17 protein-coding genes are annotated in these 18,952 nt (G+C 70.0%); 5 read left to right on the top strand and 12 right to left on the bottom strand.

What is annotated here, in order from left to right; translation table 11 throughout:
- Position 1 precedes the first annotated feature (1 nt).
- Positions 2 to 358 carry a flagellar FlbD family protein gene (locus SOM11_RS05300; RefSeq protein ID WP_192061010.1) on the bottom strand — a complete coding sequence of 119 codons (357 nt, stop codon included), beginning with the start codon at positions 356 to 358 and terminating at the stop codon, positions 2 to 4.
- Between the two features lie 311 nt (positions 359 to 669).
- Here SOM11_RS05300 and SOM11_RS05295 point away from each other — a divergent pair, with 311 nt between their 5' ends.
- Positions 670 to 1,287, top strand: coding sequence for a hypothetical protein (locus SOM11_RS05295; RefSeq protein ID WP_320477433.1), 618 nt, complete (start codon positions 670 to 672; stop codon positions 1,285 to 1,287).
- A gap of 84 nt (positions 1,288 to 1,371) precedes the next feature.
- On the opposite strand, the gene SOM11_RS05290 is transcribed toward SOM11_RS05295, so the two are convergent.
- Positions 1,372 to 4,794, bottom strand: coding sequence for a DEAD/DEAH box helicase family protein (locus SOM11_RS05290; protein WP_320477432.1), 3,423 nt, complete (start codon positions 4,792 to 4,794; stop codon positions 1,372 to 1,374).
- Between the two features lie 121 nt (positions 4,795 to 4,915).
- Here SOM11_RS05290 and SOM11_RS05285 point away from each other — a divergent pair, with 121 nt between their 5' ends.
- Both SOM11_RS05285 and SOM11_RS05280 read left to right on the top strand, forming a co-directional pair.
- Entirely contained in the window at positions 4,916 to 5,161 is a 246-nt protein-coding gene (locus tag SOM11_RS05285; protein WP_320477431.1) for a toxin HicA, read from the top strand.
- Positions 5,158 to 5,505, top strand: a complete 348-nt coding sequence (locus SOM11_RS05280) for a type II toxin-antitoxin system HicB family antitoxin (RefSeq protein ID WP_320477430.1) — start codon at positions 5,158 to 5,160, stop codon at positions 5,503 to 5,505. The genes SOM11_RS05285 and SOM11_RS05280 overlap by 4 nt, the downstream gene beginning before the upstream one ends.
- A 34-nt stretch (positions 5,506 to 5,539) precedes the next feature.
- Here SOM11_RS05280 and SOM11_RS05275 read toward each other — a convergent pair whose 3' ends face one another.
- Positions 5,540 to 6,535: a hypothetical protein gene (locus SOM11_RS05275; RefSeq protein WP_320477429.1), complete on the bottom strand. Its 996-nt coding sequence runs from the start codon at positions 6,533 to 6,535 to the stop codon at positions 5,540 to 5,542.
- Between the two features lie 131 nt (positions 6,536 to 6,666).
- Complete coding sequence (locus tag SOM11_RS05270; RefSeq protein WP_320477560.1) at positions 6,667 to 8,148, bottom strand: class I SAM-dependent DNA methyltransferase; 1,482 nt, start codon at positions 8,146 to 8,148, stop codon at positions 6,667 to 6,669.
- Between SOM11_RS05270 and SOM11_RS05265 the strand changes: the two genes are divergently transcribed.
- Both SOM11_RS05265 and SOM11_RS05260 read left to right on the top strand, forming a co-directional pair.
- Complete coding sequence (locus SOM11_RS05265) at positions 8,099 to 8,416, top strand: hypothetical protein (protein WP_320477428.1); 318 nt, start codon at positions 8,099 to 8,101, stop codon at positions 8,414 to 8,416. The genes SOM11_RS05270 and SOM11_RS05265 overlap by 50 nt on opposite strands.
- 108 nt (positions 8,417 to 8,524) lie before the next feature.
- Entirely contained in the window at positions 8,525 to 9,379 is an 855-nt protein-coding gene (locus SOM11_RS05260; protein ID WP_320477427.1) for a YitT family protein, read from the top strand.
- A gap of 64 nt (positions 9,380 to 9,443) precedes the next feature.
- On the opposite strand, the gene SOM11_RS05255 is transcribed toward SOM11_RS05260, so the two are convergent.
- The 8 genes from SOM11_RS05255 to SOM11_RS05220 all read right to left on the bottom strand — a co-directional run bounded on the left by SOM11_RS05255 (position 9,444) and on the right by SOM11_RS05220 (position 18,893).
- Positions 9,444 to 10,916, bottom strand: coding sequence for a hypothetical protein (locus tag SOM11_RS05255; RefSeq protein WP_320477426.1), 1,473 nt, complete (start codon positions 10,914 to 10,916; stop codon positions 9,444 to 9,446).
- Entirely contained in the window at positions 10,891 to 12,669 is a 1,779-nt protein-coding gene (locus SOM11_RS05250) for a glycosyltransferase family 2 protein (protein ID WP_320477425.1), read from the bottom strand. The genes SOM11_RS05255 and SOM11_RS05250 overlap by 26 nt, the downstream gene beginning before the upstream one ends.
- Positions 12,670 to 12,863: 194 nt before the next feature.
- Positions 12,864 to 14,036 (bottom strand): flagellar hook protein FlgE, encoded by a 1,173-nt coding sequence (locus SOM11_RS05245; RefSeq protein WP_320477424.1) that lies wholly within the window; start codon positions 14,034 to 14,036, stop codon positions 12,864 to 12,866.
- Positions 14,037 to 14,138: 102 nt separating this feature from the next.
- Complete coding sequence (locus SOM11_RS05240) at positions 14,139 to 14,585, bottom strand: flagellar hook assembly protein FlgD (RefSeq protein WP_243215751.1); 447 nt, start codon at positions 14,583 to 14,585, stop codon at positions 14,139 to 14,141.
- A 12-nt stretch (positions 14,586 to 14,597) separates the two neighbouring features.
- Positions 14,598 to 15,368: a flagellar hook-length control protein FliK gene (locus tag SOM11_RS05235; protein WP_320477423.1), complete on the bottom strand. Its 771-nt coding sequence runs from the start codon at positions 15,366 to 15,368 to the stop codon at positions 14,598 to 14,600.
- A gap of 968 nt (positions 15,369 to 16,336) precedes the next feature.
- Positions 16,337 to 17,164, bottom strand: a complete 828-nt coding sequence (locus SOM11_RS05230) for a C40 family peptidase (protein ID WP_320477422.1) — start codon at positions 17,162 to 17,164, stop codon at positions 16,337 to 16,339.
- Positions 17,161 to 17,580, bottom strand: coding sequence for a hypothetical protein (locus SOM11_RS05225; protein ID WP_192061002.1), 420 nt, complete (start codon positions 17,578 to 17,580; stop codon positions 17,161 to 17,163). The genes SOM11_RS05230 and SOM11_RS05225 overlap by 4 nt, the downstream gene beginning before the upstream one ends.
- A complete protein-coding gene (locus SOM11_RS05220; protein WP_320477559.1) occupies positions 17,580 to 18,893 on the bottom strand; it encodes a FliI/YscN family ATPase in 1,314 nt (437 codons plus the stop codon). Before SOM11_RS05220 ends, SOM11_RS05225 begins: the two co-directional genes overlap by 1 nt.
- Positions 18,894 to 18,952 lie beyond the last annotated feature (59 nt).

Below are 18,952 nucleotides of genomic sequence, written 5' to 3'. Positions count from 1 at the left end.
GTCAGCGCCCCGCGGGGGTGGTGGCCGGGGCGGGTTCGTCTGCGGGGGCCGGGCGGAGGTCGCTGAGTCGACCCGCGCCTCCTGAGCCTCGGACGAGCCCGAGCTGCGGACCGGTGCCGCTGCGCGTGCCGAGCGGCTGCACGGACGGCGACGTCGCGTGCGGCTCGTCGTAGGCGATCGCGACGATGCGGGCCCGGTAGCGGGCGATCATCTCGATGACCTCGGACATCGGCTCGGTCACGATGTACTTCGCCCCGTCGACCATGATCAGCGTGGTGTCGGGCGTCTCGTGGATGCGCTCGATGAGGTCTGGATTGACAGCGAATCTGCTGTCGTTGAGTCGCGTGACGACGATCATCGGCCCGTCCTAGGTCTGTGTTCTCCCGCCTCCATCCGTGGGGGCGGGGTGGCCTCCCGTCCTGGGTGGCTACGGGTCACTATCGGCCGGGGGTCGGTGGCCGTTAGGTGCGGCGTGGTGGCGGCATCGAGGTGACCCGTTCGGGGCCTTCGCGGGGCGCGGGGCCCCCGGATGAGTCGTCTCGATGCGGTGGCCGAGGAGGCGCGGGGGCTTTCCACAGGGAGGGTTGCGGATATCGGTCGATAGGCTGACGTTCGCTATCGTTACGGCTGGCCACGCGGCGACAGCGCCGCCCGACGAAAGCGACGCCCTTGGATCCCCTCCGCCCCTCCCCCTCACCAGCATCCCGCCTCGCCCTCGGCTCGGAGCCCGTCGTCCACCGACCCGCATGGTCGTCGTTCGGGCGCCGGGCGAAGCGGACGCTGATCCCGCTCGCCCTCCTCCTCGTGCTCGTCACGGCTCGCGTGGGGCCCAGCACGCTGATCGTGCTCGCCGTCGGCGTCGCGATCGTCGCCCCCACCCTCATCGTCTTCGTCCGCACCGCCACGGTGACCGTGACGGCCGACCGCCTGACCTACCGCCGCCTCGGGCGCGAGAGCACGGTGCTGCTCGACGGAACGCAGCGCGGCATCCACTGCCGCCTGAAGCAGGGCTTCGAAGAGCTCGAGTACGTCGGCGTGCGCGACTCGTCCGGCAGCCTGGTCGGCCTGACCGAGGCGTACTTCGCACCCGAAGCGCTGGCCGACGTGGCGCGACGGGTCGGTGCGGATGCGACTCCGCTGCGGCGGACCATGACGGGGCCTCAGGCCGAAGCGGAGAGGCCGGGCACCGTGACGTTCACGCTCCGCCGGCCCGGTGTCACTGGACTCCTCGTGCTCGTCGCGACGGCGATCGTGGTGGTGCCCCTGGTGCTGGCGACCGCCGCGTGAGCGTGCTCGCATCGAAGTGACCCGTTCGGGGCCTTCGCGAGGTGGGAGGGCCCCGGATGGGTCACCTCGATGCACGGGGGGGGGTCAGCCGACCTCGGCAGAGGCGTCGATGCGGTCGAGCACCCGGAAGAGATCACGCACCACGGAGGTCTCGAAGAGATCGTCGGGCCCGGTCGGGGCGTAGGAGGTGAAGGGTGGCTCGTAGAGGAGCGCCCTGCTCACCCGGCCGTGCTCGGTGAGGCGGTCGACGATCATGTTCAGGAAGGCGAGCTGGTTGCCGGTGAAACGGGTCCCGGCCACGAAAGCGCTGAGCGCATCACTGACCGCCGCCCGGTCCATCCCGACGACGGATCGGATGAAGTGGCCGAGCCCCTGCGCCTCTTCGATCGCGAGAGCCAGGTGCTCCGGATCGACCTCGCCGCTGTCGAGGAGCAGCGTCTCCAGGCTCGTGACGTCCTGCTCGGTCAACGGCGTTCCCTTGCGCAGTTTGGCCAGCACGAGGTGATTCTCATGCGCCCGGAGGAACGCCAGGGTCTTCTCGCGGAAGCGCACCCGATCGACGACCGAGCCGGCGCCGAGCACGATCTCGATGTCGTCGAGGACATCGACCTCATCGTCCAGGTCGGTGTAGACCACGCGCTGCTCCGCGCGCGGAGCGAGCTGGATGAGGCCGCGCAGAGCGCGACGCATCTTCTCGAGCTGCGGCACCGTGACGCCATCCCACCACTCGGACGACACGATCTGGTCGAGCAAGTCGCCTTGAGCTCCCACGGCGGGGATGTTGCGCTGGCCGGACAAGGCTCTGGCGATCGACACGATGCGGGCCCGGGCGCTCTCGAACCCGGGCGCACCTACGAGGACTCCCAGCTGAGCTCTGAGGGCGAGGAGGTCGAAGCGTTTTGCATCCTCGTCTACGTCAGCGGCATCCGCCTCTGACGGGAGGTCGGCGAGTTCGACGACGGCCGCGACCGCGTCGTCATCCAGGGAAGCCCATTCACGCCCTTGGACGAACCGCTCGACGAGGCGGCGGTGGGGCCGCACGAGCACATTGGCTGCCGTCATACCCGTCACCCGTCCGTGCAACAGGGCGGCGAGGTCGGAACGGAGCTGGACTTCGCCGTCACTCCGAGCCTCCTGATGATCGAGGCCCTGCAGGAGGCGCAGACGCGCGAGGAAGAGGCGCGAGCGCAACGAGCGGGTCGTGCTGCTGGGGGCCTCAGCGACGTCGGCGTTGAAGTAGGCGATGTTGGCGCCGACGTCGAAGATGATGAAATCCTTCTTGTCGCCGGCGCGGTCCGAGGTTCCGTCCTCGTTCTGACCGCTCGGCCCGTACAGCTCAGGACGAAGGCGCGTCCCGCGTCCGACCATCTGCCAGTACTTGGTCTTCGATGCGACGGGCTTGAAGAAGACCAGGTTGACGACATCCGGCACGTCGATGCCGGTGTCGAGCATGTCGACCGAGATCGCGATCTGAGGCATCCGGTCGGGGTCCGAGAAGTCGTCGATGAAGCGCCCCGCGTTCGGGGTCTGGTAGGTCACGACCTGGGCCAGCAGGCCGTTGAAGTGCGGGTAGCTCGCGTTGAAGCGCTCTTCGATGAAGCGGGCGTGTGCTTGGTTGCGGGCGAAGACGATCGTCTTGCCGATTGTGTCGCCGCCCTCGACGGTACGGCCTTCGGCCATCAGCACTTTCAGGACGCCGTCGACGGTGTCGCGGTTGAAGAGCCAGTCGTTCACGGCTGAGGGATCGACCGCGTCGGGGATCTCCTCACCCCAGTCCTCTTCCTCCCAGCGCTCCTTCTCGTCATCACTGAGATCGTCGTAGCGGATGCCCTGGCGCGTGAACCGAGTGGCCACGACGCGTCCGACCGGCGGCACGAGGTAGCCGTCGTCGATCGCTCGTTCGAGGTCGTAGGAGTCGGTGGGCACGCCGGACTCGAGGCCGAAGAGCTCATAGGTGTCGTGGTCGACGTCGTCTTTCGGCGTCGCAGTGAGGCCCACCACGAGAGAGTCGAACCAGTCGAAGAGGAACCGGTACTTCTGGTAGATCGAGCGGTGAGCCTCGTCGACGACGATGAGGTCGAAGTGATTGGGCCCGAACCTCAGCACGCCGTCGGCATCACGCTGATCGAGCAGGCCCATCATCGTCTGATACGTCGACACGTAGACGCGGCCGGACGTGTCTTTCGTCTCGACGAGGTTCACGACCGTCTCGTCTGACAGGAACTCCACGAAGCGGCGGCCCGCCTGCCGCACCAGGGCGACTCGGTCAGCCAGGAACAGCACTCGCTTGACGCGGTTGGCCCTCATCAGAGAGTCCGCGAGGGCGACGACCGTACGGGTCTTGCCCGTGCCCGTCGCCATGACGAGCAGGGCACGCCGCTGGTGGGCGTCGAAGGCCTCGGTCACACGGGTGACCGCTCGTTGCTGATACTGGCGGTCCACGATGGCGGAGTCGATGACCGGGGGTGTCAGGGGCGATTGGAGGTGACGGCGCTGAACCAGCCACTGCAGTTCGTCCTGGGTGGCGAAGCCCTGCACGCGACGCTGAGGGTAGGCGAGGTCGTCCCACAGCCAGGTGTCGAAGCCATTGGTCACGTAGATGACCGGCCTCTGACCGAACTGGCGCTCAAGAGCGTCGGCGTAGAAGCGCCCCTGCTGCTGGCCCACGAGGGCGTCAGAGCTGGCCCGCTTGGCCTCGACGACTGCGAGCGGTTTTCCGTCGGAACCCCAGAGCACGTAGTCAGCGCGTCCCGTCGCCGTGTCGCCCCCGTCCTGGTCGGGCAGACCCGTGACCGGATACTCGCGGTCTCGGGCCTGATCGAGCAGCCATCCCGCCTCGCGCACCAACGGGTCGATGAGGTCGACGCGGGTCTGCGCCTCCTGGAAGTCGTGCGGCACGGGATGAGCGGCATTGGCCTGCTTAGCCGCCGCGACTTGGGCCCTGAGCAGCTCTAGCTCCGCCGAGAGGGTCGCGTTCGTCTCTTCGGCACGGGCGAGCTCGCCGTCGGCGACGCGGAGACGCTCAGCGAGCTCTTCCGTCTCGGCCCGCGTCTTCTGGGCGGCACCCGGTCGGGGTCGCGGAATGACCGAGGGATCAAAGCGGAGCCCAGCGAGAGGGCGGGCTTCCGCGGCCAGTGCGAAGGTCGAGGCGAACCAGACGTAGACATGGAAGAGCTCGCGGACGGTCGCCTCGCTCTCGCGGACGGTGACGGGAGCGTCACGGTGCACGGCAGCGTTGCCTCGCTGCCGGATGACGTGCATCTTGTCGAGGACCGCCGGGCCGGCGAGGTGCATGAACGACGGGTCGTGCAGCCTCGCCGCGAGGTCGTCGCGATAGACCGGGCCCAGGGAGGCATCGGCGCGGAACGCCCACTCGACTGCCGCCTCGAGAGCGCGACGGGCGTAGAACAGCGCCGTGCGCGGGTCGCCCACGACGTAGTGCTCGGCGCGGTGGGCCTGCTCGGCGAGTTCGGGCCAGCCCACACGGACGAAGTCGAAATTGCTCATGGCCGTCACTGGCGCCCCCTGGTGCGTGTGGCGTCAGCCTAGCGGCGGCCTTGTCGCCGCACCAAGACCCCACCAGGAGCGCCGCATTGTGATGTGGTGTCGATAGTGGCACCATTATGGGGTGGGTTCCGTCGAGTCGCTGATCGCCAGCATGAGGAGGAACCCCGCGAACGTCCGTTTCGCTGACCTCGAGAAGGTCTGCGACGACCGCTTCGGCGAACCACGCCGTCGAGGCGGGAGTCACTCGGTCTACCGCATGCCGTGGCAGGGCGACCCTCGAGTGAACATCCAGAACGATCACGGCAAGGCGAAGCCGTACCAGGTCAAGCAGGTCCTGGCGGCGATCGACAAGATGGAGGAGCGATGAATCCCGTGCTCAGCACCCCCGATGTGCGGCACTACACCTATGCCGTCGCCTGGTCGGCAGACGACCAGGAGTACGCGGCCACCGTGGCGGAGTTCCCGTCGCTGTCGTGGCTCGACGCCGACCAGGACGCGGCGCTGGCGGGCCTCCGGGCACTCGTCGGCGACGTCGTCGACGACCTCGTCGCCAGCGGCGAACCTGTGCCGGCCTCGTTCGGTGAACGCCGCTTCAGTGGAGAGTTCCGCCTGCGGACCACGCCCGACATGCATCGCTGGCTGACCATCGCGGCGGCACGACAGGGAGTGAGCCTGAACCGCTACGTCAACTCGCTGCTGAGCCGTGGGTAGGAGGCGCGGTAGGGCTGGCCCCGTCGCCCACGGTTCAGAGCTGGCCGGTGAAGGCGCGGTGCTGGAGGGACGCGAAGAGCTCGTCGAGGTGGTCTAGGTGCGATTCTGCTCGAGCCACGCTTTCATCGATGGCTTCAAGCTGACGGACAAGCGCGCCCTGTTCATCATCCTCAAGACGAGGAATGCGGATAGAACGGACATCATCGAAATTCAGCCCCTGCTTGGTTGCACCTCGATTCATCTTCATGAGCTGCTGAACCCCACTGGATGACGATAGGTATGCAGACACGTAGCGCGGCGACACGCCCTTGAGTCGCAAAAGTGCGAGATGCTGGCTGACGTTGGCACCAGCCAACTCGGGGGTGACTACGGCGGTCCGACCCAGATCAGCGGTAATGCTCAGCAGAACGTCGCCCGCTTTGACGCGTGTTCTTTCAGCTTCCATAGAGGGAGGAGCATTGACGCGCACAAGGTCCGATGTAGCGAGCCTGTCCTTACCCACATCCTGGATGCGCAGAAAAGGTGTCCCTCCGCTCGAGTAGTACTTGGCCCAGCCACGCGAGCCGCTGGTGAGGAATTCGATGTGCTCCCTGAGTCCCACTCGTCCTCGGCCCTGCAGCGGCTCAAGGAGCCCGGTGCGCAGTTCATCGAGGAGGGCGAGGGTGCGGCGGCGCTTGGCTCGGAGCTCGTCGACCTGGTCGAGGATGGCGGCGATGCGGCGTTGCTCGGACTCTTCTGGAACCGGCACTGGCATCGACAGAAACACCGACGCGGGGAGACTGCGCCTTCGCGCGGTCGACCCTCTGAGCTTGGCTCTGTAGAACTCGACGGCTCGAGGCCCACGAAGGTACCGCTCCAGGTATCCGCGGTGCACGTCAGTCGCTGTGAGGTCCCACACCCCGTAAGCCGGGCTCACGATCCCCTCGTCGTACAAGCGCTGGAATGCAAGGACTGCCTCGTCGATGGGGAATCCGACGACGAGTTGACCTCGATCAACGACCTTGTAGTCCCGCTTGTCATCGCTGGACACGGACTTAACGAACTTGTCTTCCTGGTCGACAAGACCACGCCTCATGGTCATGGAGAGAACCGGGAGGCTGCGCCCAGGACCGAGTCGACGTACTTTTGCGGGCGCGAGGATGTCTCCCAAACTCCGAGTTGTCATGAGTGGTCCCGGAGAGATGCAAGTCCGTCGGCGATTTCACGCTCGAGTATTTCGAGATCGGCGAGGATCTCTTCCGGGGACCGGTGCACCGCCTCCTCATGCTCGACCTCGCGATAGCGATTGATGCTGAGGTCGTATCCCTCGGCGACGATCTCGTCGTGGGGCACGAAGAAGGACTGCGCCGTGCGGCGGCGCTCGCGCTCTGGCGAGTTCGAGTCGCCGATCGTCTTCCAGCGCGCGAGCGCGTCGGGCAGGTCGTTCGCCTCGATCGGAGTGCGCTTGTCGTCGAGCGTGAAGCCGTCTGCGCGGACGTCGTAGAACCAGACGTTTTCTGTACCACCCGAGCTCGTCTTCGTGAAGAACAGGATCGCCGTCGACACCCCGGTGTAGGGCTTGAAGGTACCGCTCGGCAGCTTCACCACGGCGTCGAGCTTGTGGTCTTCGACGAGCATCTTGCGGATGTCCTTGTGTGCCTTCGACGATCCGAACAAGACTCCATCAGGCACGATGACGGCCGCTCGTCCGCCGTTCTTCAGCAGACGCAGCATCAGTGCCAGGAACAAAAGCTCCGTCTTCTTCGTCTTCACCATCGACAGCAAATCGGTGGCGGTGGACTCGTAGTCGAGGCTGCCTGCGAAGGGCGGGTTGGCGAGGACGACCGAGTAGCGCTTCTCCACGTCCGAATGCCCCTGGGCGAGGCTGTCACGCCGCTCGATGACCGGGTTCTCGACCCCGTGCAGCAGCATGTTCATGCTCCCGATGCGCGACATCGACGCATCGGAGTCGAAGCCCGTGAAGGCCGAGTGATTGAAGTGCGCCATCGCTGTTGAGTCGTTGTAGATCTCGGGATGTTGTTCGCCGAGATACTCCGCCGCCGCGACGAGGAACCCCGCGGTGCCCGCTGCCGGGTCGATGATCGTGTCTGTGGGGCCCGGCGCGATCATGTCGACCATCAGCTGGATGATGTGCCGCGAGGTGCGGAACTGCCCGTTCTGACCGGAGGTCGCGAGCTTGCTCAGCATGTACTCGTAGATGTCGCCCTTGGTGTCGCGCGCCTCCATCGGGATGTGGTCGAGCAGGTCGACCACCTTCGACAGCAGTGCGGGCGTCGGGATGCCGAACCGCGCATCCGCCATGTTCGCCGCGAATGACGAGCCCTCATCACCGAGGCGACGAATGAACGGGAAGACGTTCTGCTCGACGACGTCGAACATCTCGGCCGCCGTGAAGTTCTTGAAGCGCGACCAACGCAAGTCGTCATAAGGCCGCGGCCGACGAGCCGTGTAGTCGCTGCCCTCCGGGAAGACCCTGGTCCGCATCGGCTTGCCCGTCGCGTTGGACCGGTTCTCCTCGCGGGTGTGCACCTCGTCGAGCCGACGGATGAAGAGCAGGTAGGTCATCTGCTCGATCGCATTCAGCGGGTTCGCGATGCCGCCCGACCAGAAGGCGTTCCAGACCTGGTCGACCTGCGACTTGATGGTGGCTTCGATGGGGGTTCCTTCCTTGCGAGCGCCGTGGGGCGCCTCCGGGATTCTGTCAGATATCGGCCACCTGCCCCTCGGACTGGGTGACGAACGAGACGCGGCTCGCGTCGCGGCCTATGAGAAGGCGGCCCCGGAGCGCGAAGTGGACGCAGAAGCCCTGCAGCGGGGGCGACGCGACCTCACGGTCACCGAGATCGAGGGTTTAGTCAAGACCATGGCTGACGGCGGACGAGGCCCGCCCGCCGGCGCGGGATCGAAGTGACTCGTTCGGGGCCTTCGCGAGGTGGGAGGGCCCCGGATAGGTCACTTCGATGCGCGGGGTGGGTGCCGGCGACACGAGCGCGTAACACCGGGCTGGCAGGATGCTCCGGTGACCGATACCCCCGCGAACGACGGCACGCGCGACGCCACCCCTGTCGCCCGGCCCTCCTCCCCCACCACCGCCTCCCCCTCGACCGGCTCGACCGACCGGGCTGCCACGAACGGCCCGTCCGACTCGACCGACTCGACCGGCTCGCCCGTCTACTCGACGCCCGACTCGACAGGGCTGGACGCCGCGCTGTCTCCCGACACGGCGACCCCGCTCGTCGACGACCCGGCCCTCACCGAGACCATCGCGACCGTCGACGCCAACCGGCACACCCTCGTCGAGAACGTGATGGGCGTCGTGACCGGGGTGTTCCTCGCCTCGTTCGGGCTGTATCTGCTCAAGGAGAGCGGATCGGTGTCCGGCGGCACCGCCGGGCTGGCCCTGCTGCTCAGCTACGCCACCCACATCTCGTTCGGCGTGCTGTTCTTCGCCGTCAACATCCCGTTCTTCGCCCTCGCCCTGTGGAAGAAGGGCCTCGCCTTCACCCTCCGCACGACCCTGACCGTCGCCCTCGTCTCGGCGTTCTCGTACCTGCACCCCCTCGCCTTCCGGATCGACAGCCTCAACCCGGTCTACGGCACCCTCGGCGGCAACCTGATCGTCGGCGTCGGCCTGCTCATCCTCTTCCGCCACGGCGCGAGCCTCGGCGGCATCAACATCCTCGCCCTCGTGCTGCAGGAGCGACTCGGCTGGCGGGCCGGATACGTCCAGATGGCCGTCGACGTCGTCATCGTCGCCCTGTCGCTGATCGTCGCGTCGCCCTGGGTCGTGCTGCTCTCGGCTCTCGGCGCGGTCGTGCTGAACCTCGTGCTCGCCCTCAACCACAAGCAGGGGCGGTACCTGGGCCGCACGTGAGCCGCCGAGCTCGACCGGCCGGCCTCATCGCCCCGAGCGCATCAGTCCGAGCGCATCACCCCGGTCACGTCAGGCCGAGCGACCTCAGCACGGTGTCCATCCACTGCACGACCACGTCGCGCTGCAGGGCCGCGGCGATGGCGATCGTCAGCTGGAGCAGCGCCATCACGTTGGCCAAGGCGATCCGCGGCACCGTGGTCGACGGCGGCACGAGGGCGATCGCGGCCAGGGTCACGAGCACGAAGGTGTTGCCCGCCGAGTTCATCGGGACCGTGCCGATCACGAATCCGAGCAGCACCGCCGCCAGCAGGAGCGTCCCGACCACACCTCCCGCGAGGCGCCGCACCACGGTGGTCATCAACCATGCGCTGGCCACGGGTGCGAGCAGCAGCAGGCCGAACGGCGTCGTGAACAGCGACCAGAAGATCGGCCAGCGCGAGGCGTCGTAGTCGAGCACGCTGCGGAACGCCCCGAGGGGGTCGCCGCCGAAGCTCCACTGCACGAACATCAGGGCGGCGAGCGCCGACAGCGTCGGGAACACCAGCACCAGCGCATGCGCCCGGTGCACGCCGACCTGATGCCGCCCGTGCGTCAGGAACGGCACCGTCAGCACCGCGGCCGTCGCGTAGAGCAGCCCGTTGGGGTCGGTGAGTGTCGCGAGCATCAGCAGGATGCCGGCCCGGAACCCGGACTGCGTGTTGCGGTACGTCACGAACCGGACGACGTCGGTCATCGCGAGCCCGAAGAACGCGATGCCGAGGAACGCCGGCAGGTTCTCGGTCGCCAGGAAGAAGAACAGCGGGTTCGCGACGAGGGCGAGCGTCAGCGCCGTGACGGTCGACGCGTGGAAGCCCCGCTGCACCATCAGCTCGATCATGGCGTGCACGACGACGCCGGCGCAGAGGGCTCCCACGATCGACAGGCCGAACGCGCCTCCCGGGGTGATCGCCGCGACCACACCCGTGATGGGCGGGAACGTGTCGCCCAGCCAGGCGGCCCCCGACCCCGTCCAGTCGACGGTCGCGGTCCGGGCCACGAGCAGGACGTTCGCCGACACGGATTCGGACACTCCCCCGACCTCGAGCAGCACCGCGACGATCACGAAGGGCGCCGCCAGCAGCAGCCGCATCGCGGTGCGCCCGGCGAGGGTGCGTGGGAACGCCGAGTGCGTCATGCCGGCGAGCACCGACGCGAGGCGGCGCTCCTGGACGAGCTCGCGCAACGCGAGGGCGCGGGCCGTGCCGCGCGGTCGCCCGACCGATGCCGCAGGAGGCGCGGGTCGCTGCACCGGGACCGGTCGCTGCAGCGGGACGGATCGCTGCTGCGGCTCAGGTCGCTGCTGCGGGGCGGGTCGCTGCACCGCGGCGGGTCGCCGCAGCGGCGGCAGCGTCAGCCCGAGGTCCACCGAGGAGGCGCGGGTCGGGGCGGCGGTCGCGACCGCCTCGGCGACCGGAGCGACCCCGTCTGCCGTCGCCGCGCCTCCTGCGGGTCCCGTGCCGTGCTCGTCGACCTCAGGACGAGTGCGTGGTGAGGCCATGCTCGGTCTTCTCCCAGTAGTGCGGTCGGGTCAGCAGCTGGGCCAGCGCCTTGTACGACGCGACGGAGTGGAGGATCCAGTAGACGGGGTTGAGCAGCGCCCAGTGGATCAGGTGGAAGGTGCCCCGCTTGTAGGGGCCCATCATCGAGAGGTAGACCATGATCCCGTTGCCGATGACGAAGTTGAACAGGCAGATCCAGAGCACCCAGGCGGGGAACACCGCCGCCAGCCAGTCCGACGGCAGCAGCAGCGCGACGACGGTGCCGACGTACGAGGGCAGCACGCCCAGGAACGTCGCCGGGGTGCCGCCGATCAGCAGCGCGAACGACGCGAAGCGGACGAGCCCGATCTGACGGATCAGCCGCAGCGGCCGGCGCGCGTGCACGAGCGTGGTCTGCATGTAGCCCTTGATCCACCGGCTGCGCTGACGCACGAAGTTCGGGATGGAGGTGTTGGCCTCCTCCATCGTCGTCGAGTTGATGACGCCCACGCGGTAGCCCAGGGCGCTCGCGCGGATCCCCAGGTCGGCGTCTTCGGTGACGTTGTACGGATCCCAGCCGCCGAGCCCGACGAGAGCCTCGGTGCGGAAGTGGTTCGACGTGCCGCCGAGCGGGATGGGCAGGTCGGCGTGGTCGAGCCCGGCCAGCATGTAGTCGAACCAGTAGCTGTACTCGAGCGTGAACATGCGGGTCAGCGCGTTCTCGGTGGCGTTGAAGTAGCTGAGCGCCGCCTGGACGCAGACGGTGCGCTCGCCGCCGCGCTCGAAGGCGATGACGGCCTTCTTCAACTGATCCGGGTCGGGGGTGTCCTCCGCGTCGTAGATCACGAGGAACTCGCCCGACGCGAGATAGAGACCGACGTTGCAGGCGCGCGGCTTCGTCTGCGGGTGCCCCTTCGGCACGGTGACGACGTGGAAGTGCGCCGGCGGGTCGGCGGCGGCGATCGCGTCGCGGGTGGCGTCGTCCTCCTCCTCGATGAGGATGAGCACCTCGAGCTTCTCGAGCGGGTAGTCGAGCCCGCCGAGGTTGTCGATCAGCTGCGCCACGATGTTCGCCTCACGGAACACCGGCACGAGCACGGTGTACCGCGGCAGGTCGGCGTCGTCGAGCGCGGCGACCTCGGCGTCGGTGATCCGCTCGACCACGTCGAACCGGGCGCCCCGCATCGCGACGACGAACTTGAAGCCGGTGCCGAGGAGGAACACCACGCTGACGATCGCGATCAGCGTGCTGGCCACGACGGCCGGAGCGAGCACGGCCGCCGCGAGCATCACTACCCCGAGCACCGCCCCGCCGATCTTCTGACCGCGCGAGAACACCACGCGGGCCGAGAGCGCCGGGTTCGCCCGGTACAGGTCGTTGGCCGCGCTGTCGGCGACGATGTCGTCGAAGACCCGCAGCGTCGCGTCCTTGATGCCCCAGGTCGAGGCCACCCGGAACTCCACGGGGGCGCCGAGCTCGGCCTCGAGATCCGCCTGCCGGTCGGGGGTCGGACGCCGCGCCGTGGCGACCAGCACGCTGCCGTCTCGACGCCGGTGCACGGGCATCCAGTCTTCGGCGATGTACCGCTGCCCCGAGCCCGACCGCACGAGGTCGCGGTCGAAGCGGACCGTCTCGGTGTCGACGGTGTCGACTGTCTCGGCTGCGTCGGCTGCGTCGGCTGCGTCGGCTGTATCGGCTGTGCCGGCTGTGTCGAGCGGCGGATCCGTGCGGTCGGCGTCGCTCGTCGACGGGCGGGTCGGGTCGGGGGCCATGCCCTCAGCGTGTCCTCGGAAATGAGGACACGGCACCCCCCGATGAGGCCGCCCGCCCCGTTGTGACCAGAACTGGGGTCCGCGACGGGGCCCGAGGAGGCGCGGGCTGGCCGCGGAGCGAATGTCGAGTCGCCGAGGCGGTCGGCCTGGTGCCGGCGCCGGCACCCGTGGCGGGGCCGGCACCGGCTGAGGCGTCAGCGCTTGAGGTTCGTCAGCTCCTGCAGCACCTCGTCGGAGGTGGTGATGATGCGGGCGTTCGCCTGGAAGCCGCGCTGCGCGACGATCAGGTTGGTGAACTCCTGCGACAGGTCGACGTTGCTCATCTCGAGCGTGCCGCTGGCGAGCGAGCCGACTCCGGGCGAGCCGGGAGCGCCGATGCGAGCGTCGCCCGAGTTCGCCGTCGCGCGGTAGCCCGACCCGCCGGCCTTCTCGAGACCGCCGGCGTTGGCGAACGTGGCGAGCGCGATGCGACCGACGGCCAGCGACTCGCCGTTGCTGAACTGGCCGACGAGCGTGCCGTCCTTCGAGAGCGAGAAGCCCTGCAGCGTGCCGGCCTCCCGGCCGTTCTGGTCGGTGACGCCGACGGTGTTGAGCGTGGCGAAGCCGGTGATGCCGCCGAGGGCGACGGAGACGCCGCCGACGGTGAGCGCCGTGTTGCCGGTCGAGCCGCCGGTCGCCGTGAAACCGAGCGTCGCCGTGCCCCGAGCCGTGCCGTTCTGGCCCTCGACGGCCCAGCCCTGCGCGGTGCGCGTGAAGGTCAGCGAGAGGGTGCTCTCGTTGCCGGCCGCGTCGTAGACCTTCGTGTCGCGACGGACGACGCCGCCGATCGCGGTGTCCGAGGGCAGGTTGCCGCCGAGGGTCGCCGTCGTCGTCTGGACGGCGGGTGCGGCGCCGTTCAGGGGCAGCGTGATGTCGCCCACCGCGCCTCCTTCGTTCACGACGCCGTTCGTGGCCGAGTAGCCCTGGACGAGCTTGCCGTCGGCCGAGGTCAGACGCCCCTGGGCGTCGAAGTCGAACGACCCGGCGCGCGTGTAGACGGTGTCGTTGCCGAGCCGCGTGACGAAGAAGCCGTCACCCGAGATCATCAGGTCGGTGGCCTTGCCGGTGGCCTGCGCCGAGCCCTGCGCGAAGTTCGTCGAGATGCCCGCGACCTGCACGCCGAGACCGACCTGCGCCGGGTTGGTGCCGCCGACGCCGGTCTGCGGGCCGCCGGCGCCCTGGGTCATCTGCGACAGCGTGTCCTGGAACTGCGTGGTCGACGCCTTGAAGCCCGAGGTGTTGACGTTGGCGATGTTGTTGCCCGTGACGTCGAGCATGGTCTGGTGCGAGCGGAGGCCGGAGATGCCGGAGTACAGCGAGCGGAGCATGAGTGCTGCCTTTCGAGAGGAGAAGAGGGGGTCGAGAGCGTGAGGGGGGCCGAGCGCGTGAGGCGGGCCGAGGGCGTGAAGCGGGTCAGGGCGTGAGGCGGGTCAGGGCGAGGTCGTCGCGGAGATGCCGGAGATGAGATCCAACGCGACCTCCTTCCCGGCGACCGTGACCCGGGGGACGGCGTCGGCGAACGAGACGCTGGTCGCCGTGCCGGTGACGGGCTTGCCGTCGGCGCCCGTGTAGCTGACCTCGCGACCGACGAGGTTCGACGCGGCGATGCGCATCTGCAGCGAGAAACCCTCGGTCGCCGTCGTGGTCTGGTTGGTGATCTGCTCCATCATCGCGAGCTGGGTCGTCTGGCCGATCATGGCGTTCGTGTCCATCGGCGACGACGGATCCTGGTTCTTGAGCTGCGAGACGAGCAGCTGCATGAACATCTCGCTGTCCATGCTCTGCTTCGGGGTGCGCGACGCGGCGTTCGAGTTCGCGAGGGCCGCGGCGGCGCTCGCGGCGTCGACGCTTCCGCTGATCTGGTCGATCGAGGGCATGGCGGAGTCCGTTCAGGCCAGGACGTCGAGGGACGTCGAAGGGAGGGAGGTGCGGGTCGGGTCGACCGCGGCGGTCGGGTCGAGGGCGTCGGTCGGGTCGAGGGCGTCGACCGCGGGGCGGCGGGTGCCGGGGGTGGATGTGTCGCCGGGCTGGCCGGGGGTGCCCGATCGACCGGGCTGGCCGGGGTCGCCGGGCTGGCCCGATTGGCCGGACTGGCCGGGCTGCGCCCCGGTGCTCTGGGTGCGCGCGTCGGAGGGCTGGTTCTGGCTCGACAGGTCGATGCCGACCTGAAGACCCGCGCCTCCCATGTCGCGTCGGAGATCGGGGATGATCGCCCGCACGGCGTCGCGCGCCGCGTCGGAGCCGGCGAACATCTCGACCTGCATCCCGGCGGACGACACGTGGGCTCGCACCGTGACGGGGCCGAGCGCCTCGGGGGCGACGGTCACCGTCACCGTGTGGGTGCCGCGGCCTGCCGAGGCGAGCGAGAACAGGGGGCGGGCGAGCTGCTGGCCGAGCGGGGCGGGGGTCTGCGGGGCGGCGGGGGTCTGCGCCGGAGCGGTCGCCGTGCCGGGCCCGGGCGTCGCCGGCGCGGGCATCGCGGAGGGGAGCGCCGGAGGCAGGGCGGCGGCCTGCGCGGACCCGGTCGCGGTCGCGGCCGCGGGCGAAGGCGTGGAGGAGGCAGGAGGTGCGACTTCCGACGAGTCCGCAGCCGCCTTGAGCGACACGGGTGCGCCGAGCGACGGGGAGGGAGATGCGTCGGCGGGGGCGGGCGTCGTCATCGGTGCGGCGCCGGGCGGCGTCGCGGGTGCGGCGGCGGACGGCGTCGCGGGTGCGGTGGCAGGCGGCGTCGCGGGTGCGGCGGCAGGCGAGGTCGACGCCCCGAGTGCTGCAGGGCCCGCGACGGGGTCGGTGGTCGACGAGACCGAGGTCGGGGCCGGGGCCGGGGCCGAAGGTGCGCTCGCGTCGGCTATTACGCCTGCATGCGTAGCGGCCCCGGCGAGAGGAGGCGCGGCGACGGAGGCAGTCGGAGCGGTGGCGACCGCGGCGAGCGCTCCCGGGGCAAGGGTGCCGGCGAGATCCGCTGTTACGCCTGCTTGCGTAATAGCCGACATCGAGGATGTTCCCGGAGCGGGCGACGCGGACACGAGGGCAGCTGCCGGGGCCGCGGCGGGCGCTCCGGGAGCCGAGGTGTCGGTGAGATCAGCTACTACGCCTGCCTGCGTACTGGCCGATGTTGATGTCGATGATGCTCCCGGCGCGGGCGGCGCAGACACGAGGGCAGCTGCCGAAACCGCGGTGGGTGCGGCGCCCGCGGGCGGAGGCGTTACGCCTGCATACGTAATAGCCGAAGTCGACGATGCTTCCGGCACGGACGGCGCAGACACGAGGGCAGCGGGCAAGACCGCGGCGGGGGCGGCGGCGGGGGCGGGGACGACGGTCGGTGGGATCGGCGGGGTAGGCACGGCGAGGTCTGGAGCCGGGGCGTCGGGGGTCGCGCCGTCCGGGCGGCGGGGACTGGCGACGTCCGGGCGGTCGGGGGTCGCGCCTCCTCGGGTCGTTCCGGCGGAGGGCGCGTCGGATGACGAGGCACCTGCAGCTTCGGCGGCATCCGCAGCACCGGCCGAGAGCATCGCCGCTTCGAACACGACGGCGGTCGCCCGGCCCGCGGCGGAGACTCCGGCGCGCGCACGACTCGACGCCGCACCATCGACGGGTGCCGCCACGAACGGCAGGGTGCGCAGACCGCTCACGAGGCACCCCCAGCCCGCATGAGCTGCTGCAGCGCCGCGGTCGTCATGTCGGTACCGGCGAACACCGGCGCACCGAACCCCGCCGCACCGAGCCCCGCAGCTCCGGCCGACACCGCACCCGCCGACCCGGTCGCCGGGACCACGCGACGGATCGTCGACAGGTCGGCGTCGCTGTACCAGTTGTTCACGATCTGGACGTCCTTGCCGGGGCGAGGCGCGTGCAGCACCTTGCCGTCCCCGACGTAGATCACGATGTGCCCCTCGCCCTTCGCCACGAGCAGGTCGCCCGGCCGCGCCTCGGCGAGCGAGCCGACCTCGGCACCCATCCGCGCCTGGTCGGGCACGACGCGCGGCATCGCGACACCGAGCTCCTTGAACACGGTCTGCACGAGGCCCGAGCAGTCCATCCCGCTGCGGTCCTCTCCCCCGAAGACGTACGGCACCCCGAGGTACTTCTCGGCACCCGAGACCACATCGGCCCCGGAGGCCCCGCTGCCCGACGCTACGGCTCCCTTCACGGCGTCGACGGAGGCGGTGGTCGCGCCAGCCGCCCCAGCCGTCCCGGCACCCGTCGCCGACGGACCCGCCGCACCCGCACCGGTCAGACCGAGGGCGGCCGCAGCCGCCGCAGCCGACCCCGCGGAGCCGAGCGTCGAACCGGTCGCCGACAGCGCCGACGCGAACGCCGACGCCGACGCGGCCCGATCGGCCGACGACCCGGAGGCGCCGGTCGCGTCGATCAGACCCGCACGGCCCGCACGGACCTGCTCCAGCTGCGATCTGATGTCGTCGATCCGGGACAGGACCTCGCTCACGGGACTCATGTCGCGCCTCCTCGGCTCTGCGATGCGATCTCGTCGAGCACGGTCTGCTCGGCCCGGAGATCGTCGGCGGCGGTCGTCGCGGCGTGCTGCGCCTCGAGCTTCTCGAGCGCCAGGGCGGCACGGCGCGCCTCGTTGAAGGCCCGCTGCGCCTCGTCGGCCTCAGCACGACGACGCTCGGCGACGGCGTCGAGCTCGGAGAGCATCCCCCGCGTCGACGCCCGCGAGGCCGCGATCGCACTGAGCATCGCGGCGTCGGAGACCTCGACCGGGCCGTCATCGAGGGTGCGACGCGCCGCCATGCGACGGTCGGACGCCTCGCGCAGCCGCTCGTTCGCATCGGCCAACGTCGCCGCCGCCTGACCCTGCTGGGCATGCCGCAGTCGGAGCAGCCCGATCAGCGAGAAGACGCGCGCCATCAGGCACCCCCGAGCCGGGAGGTCAGCTGCGCGAGGCGGTTCCACGAGTCGGCCGACGTCGACCGCTCGTCCATGCCCTGCTGCAGGAACGCGTCGATGGCCGCCTGGTTGTCGACGGCCGCATCGACCAGCGGGTTCGCCCCGCGCTGATAGGCGCCGACGTCGAGCAGATCCTGGGCCGCCCGACGCGCGGCCATCACCTTGCGCAGCACCGTCGCGGCGGCGCGCTGCGGCGGACTCGTCACCTTCGACGCCACGCGCGACACCGAGCCGAGCGCGTCGACCGACGGGAAGTGCCCGGTCACGGCCAGCTTCCGGTCGAGCACGACGTGACCGTCGAGGATGCTGCGGGCCGCGTCGGCGATCGGCTCGTTGTGGTCGTCGCCGTCGACCAGCACCGTGTACATGCCCGTCACCGAGCCGACCCGATCGGTGCCGGCTCGCTCGAGCAGCCCGGCGAGCACCGAGAACGTCGACGGCGGGTAGCCGCGCGTCGCCGGGGGCTCGCCCACCGACAGGCCGATCTCGCGCTGCGCCATCGCGACGCGCGTCAGCGAGTCCATCATCAGCATCACGTCGGAGCCCGAGTCACGGAACGACTCGGCGATGCGCGTCGCGACGAAGGCCGCGCGCAGACGCATGAGGGCGGGCTCGTCGCTGGTCGAGACGACGACGATAGAGCGGGCGAGACCCTCGGGGCCGAGGTCGTCCTCGAGGAACTCGCGCACCTCCCTGCCGCGCTCGCCGACGAGGGCGATCACGCTGACCTCCGCGTCGGAGCCGCGCGCGATCATCGACAGCAGCGACGACTTGCCGACGCCCGACCCGGCGAACAGCCCCACGCGCTGACCGCGACCCACGGTCGTCAGCGTGTCGAGCACGCGGACGCCGAGCTGCAGCGGCGTGTCGATGCGCGCCCGGTGCATCGCGGAGGGCGTCGCGTGGTCGAGCGGCACGAGATCGACGGGGCCGCCGCCCGGGCCGACCAGCGGACCCCTGCCGTCGATCGGACGACCGAGGCCGTCGAGCACGCGGCCGAACAGCCCCGCACCGGTCGGGACGAGCAGCGGGCGCCCGGTCGAGCGCGCCGGAGTGCCCGAGGTGATCCCGGCGAGCCTGCCGAGCGGCATGCAGCGGACGCCGTCGGGCGTCGTCGCGACGACCTCGGCGAGGTTCGAACCGTCGGTCGCGTCGCCGACGCTGACGACGTCGCCGACCGCGGCGTCGAGACCGACGATCGTGATGCCGAGACCGACGGCGGTGCTGACCCGGCCGACGCGCTGCGGGCGGGCGGCGGCGCGGGCGGCGGCGATGCGGGTCTGGGCGACTCGGGCGGGTGCGGGGGCGACGCGAGTCTGGGCGACTCGGGCGG

The sequence above is a fragment of the Frigoribacterium sp. CFBP9029 genome (assembly GCF_034045305.1).
GTDB lineage: Bacteria > Actinomycetota > Actinomycetes > Actinomycetales > Microbacteriaceae > Frigoribacterium.
Note: the sequence above shows the minus strand (reverse complement) of the source record. Positions and strands in the feature narration are given on the sequence as shown.

Excerpts from the sequence above, each read along its gene's own strand:
- SOM11_RS05300 (WP_192061010.1), bottom strand. The coding sequence starts at position 358 with ATGATCGTCGTCACGCGACTCAACGACAGCAGATTCGCTGTCAATCCA.
- SOM11_RS05290 (WP_320477432.1), bottom strand. The coding sequence starts at position 4,794 with ATGAGCAATTTCGACTTCGTCCGTGTGGGCTGGCCCGAACTCGCCGAG.
- SOM11_RS05280 (WP_320477430.1), top strand. The coding sequence starts at position 5,158 with ATGAATCCCGTGCTCAGCACCCCCGATGTGCGGCACTACACCTATGCC.
- SOM11_RS05265 (WP_320477428.1), top strand. The coding sequence starts at position 8,099 with ATGCCGCCCGACCAGAAGGCGTTCCAGACCTGGTCGACCTGCGACTTG.
- SOM11_RS05255 (WP_320477426.1), bottom strand. The coding sequence starts at position 10,916 with ATGGCCTCACCACGCACTCGTCCTGAGGTCGACGAGCACGGCACGGGA.
- SOM11_RS05250 (WP_320477425.1), bottom strand. The coding sequence starts at position 12,669 with ATGGCCCCCGACCCGACCCGCCCGTCGACGAGCGACGCCGACCGCACG.
- SOM11_RS05245 (WP_320477424.1), bottom strand. The coding sequence starts at position 14,036 with ATGCTCCGCTCGCTGTACTCCGGCATCTCCGGCCTCCGCTCGCACCAG.
- SOM11_RS05240 (WP_243215751.1), bottom strand. The coding sequence starts at position 14,585 with ATGCCCTCGATCGACCAGATCAGCGGAAGCGTCGACGCCGCGAGCGCC.
- SOM11_RS05235 (WP_320477423.1), bottom strand. The coding sequence starts at position 15,368 with ATGACGACGCCCGCCCCCGCCGACGCATCTCCCTCCCCGTCGCTCGGC.
- SOM11_RS05230 (WP_320477422.1), bottom strand. The coding sequence starts at position 17,164 with ATGAGTCCCGTGAGCGAGGTCCTGTCCCGGATCGACGACATCAGATCG.
- SOM11_RS05225 (WP_192061002.1), bottom strand. The coding sequence starts at position 17,580 with ATGGCGCGCGTCTTCTCGCTGATCGGGCTGCTCCGACTGCGGCATGCC.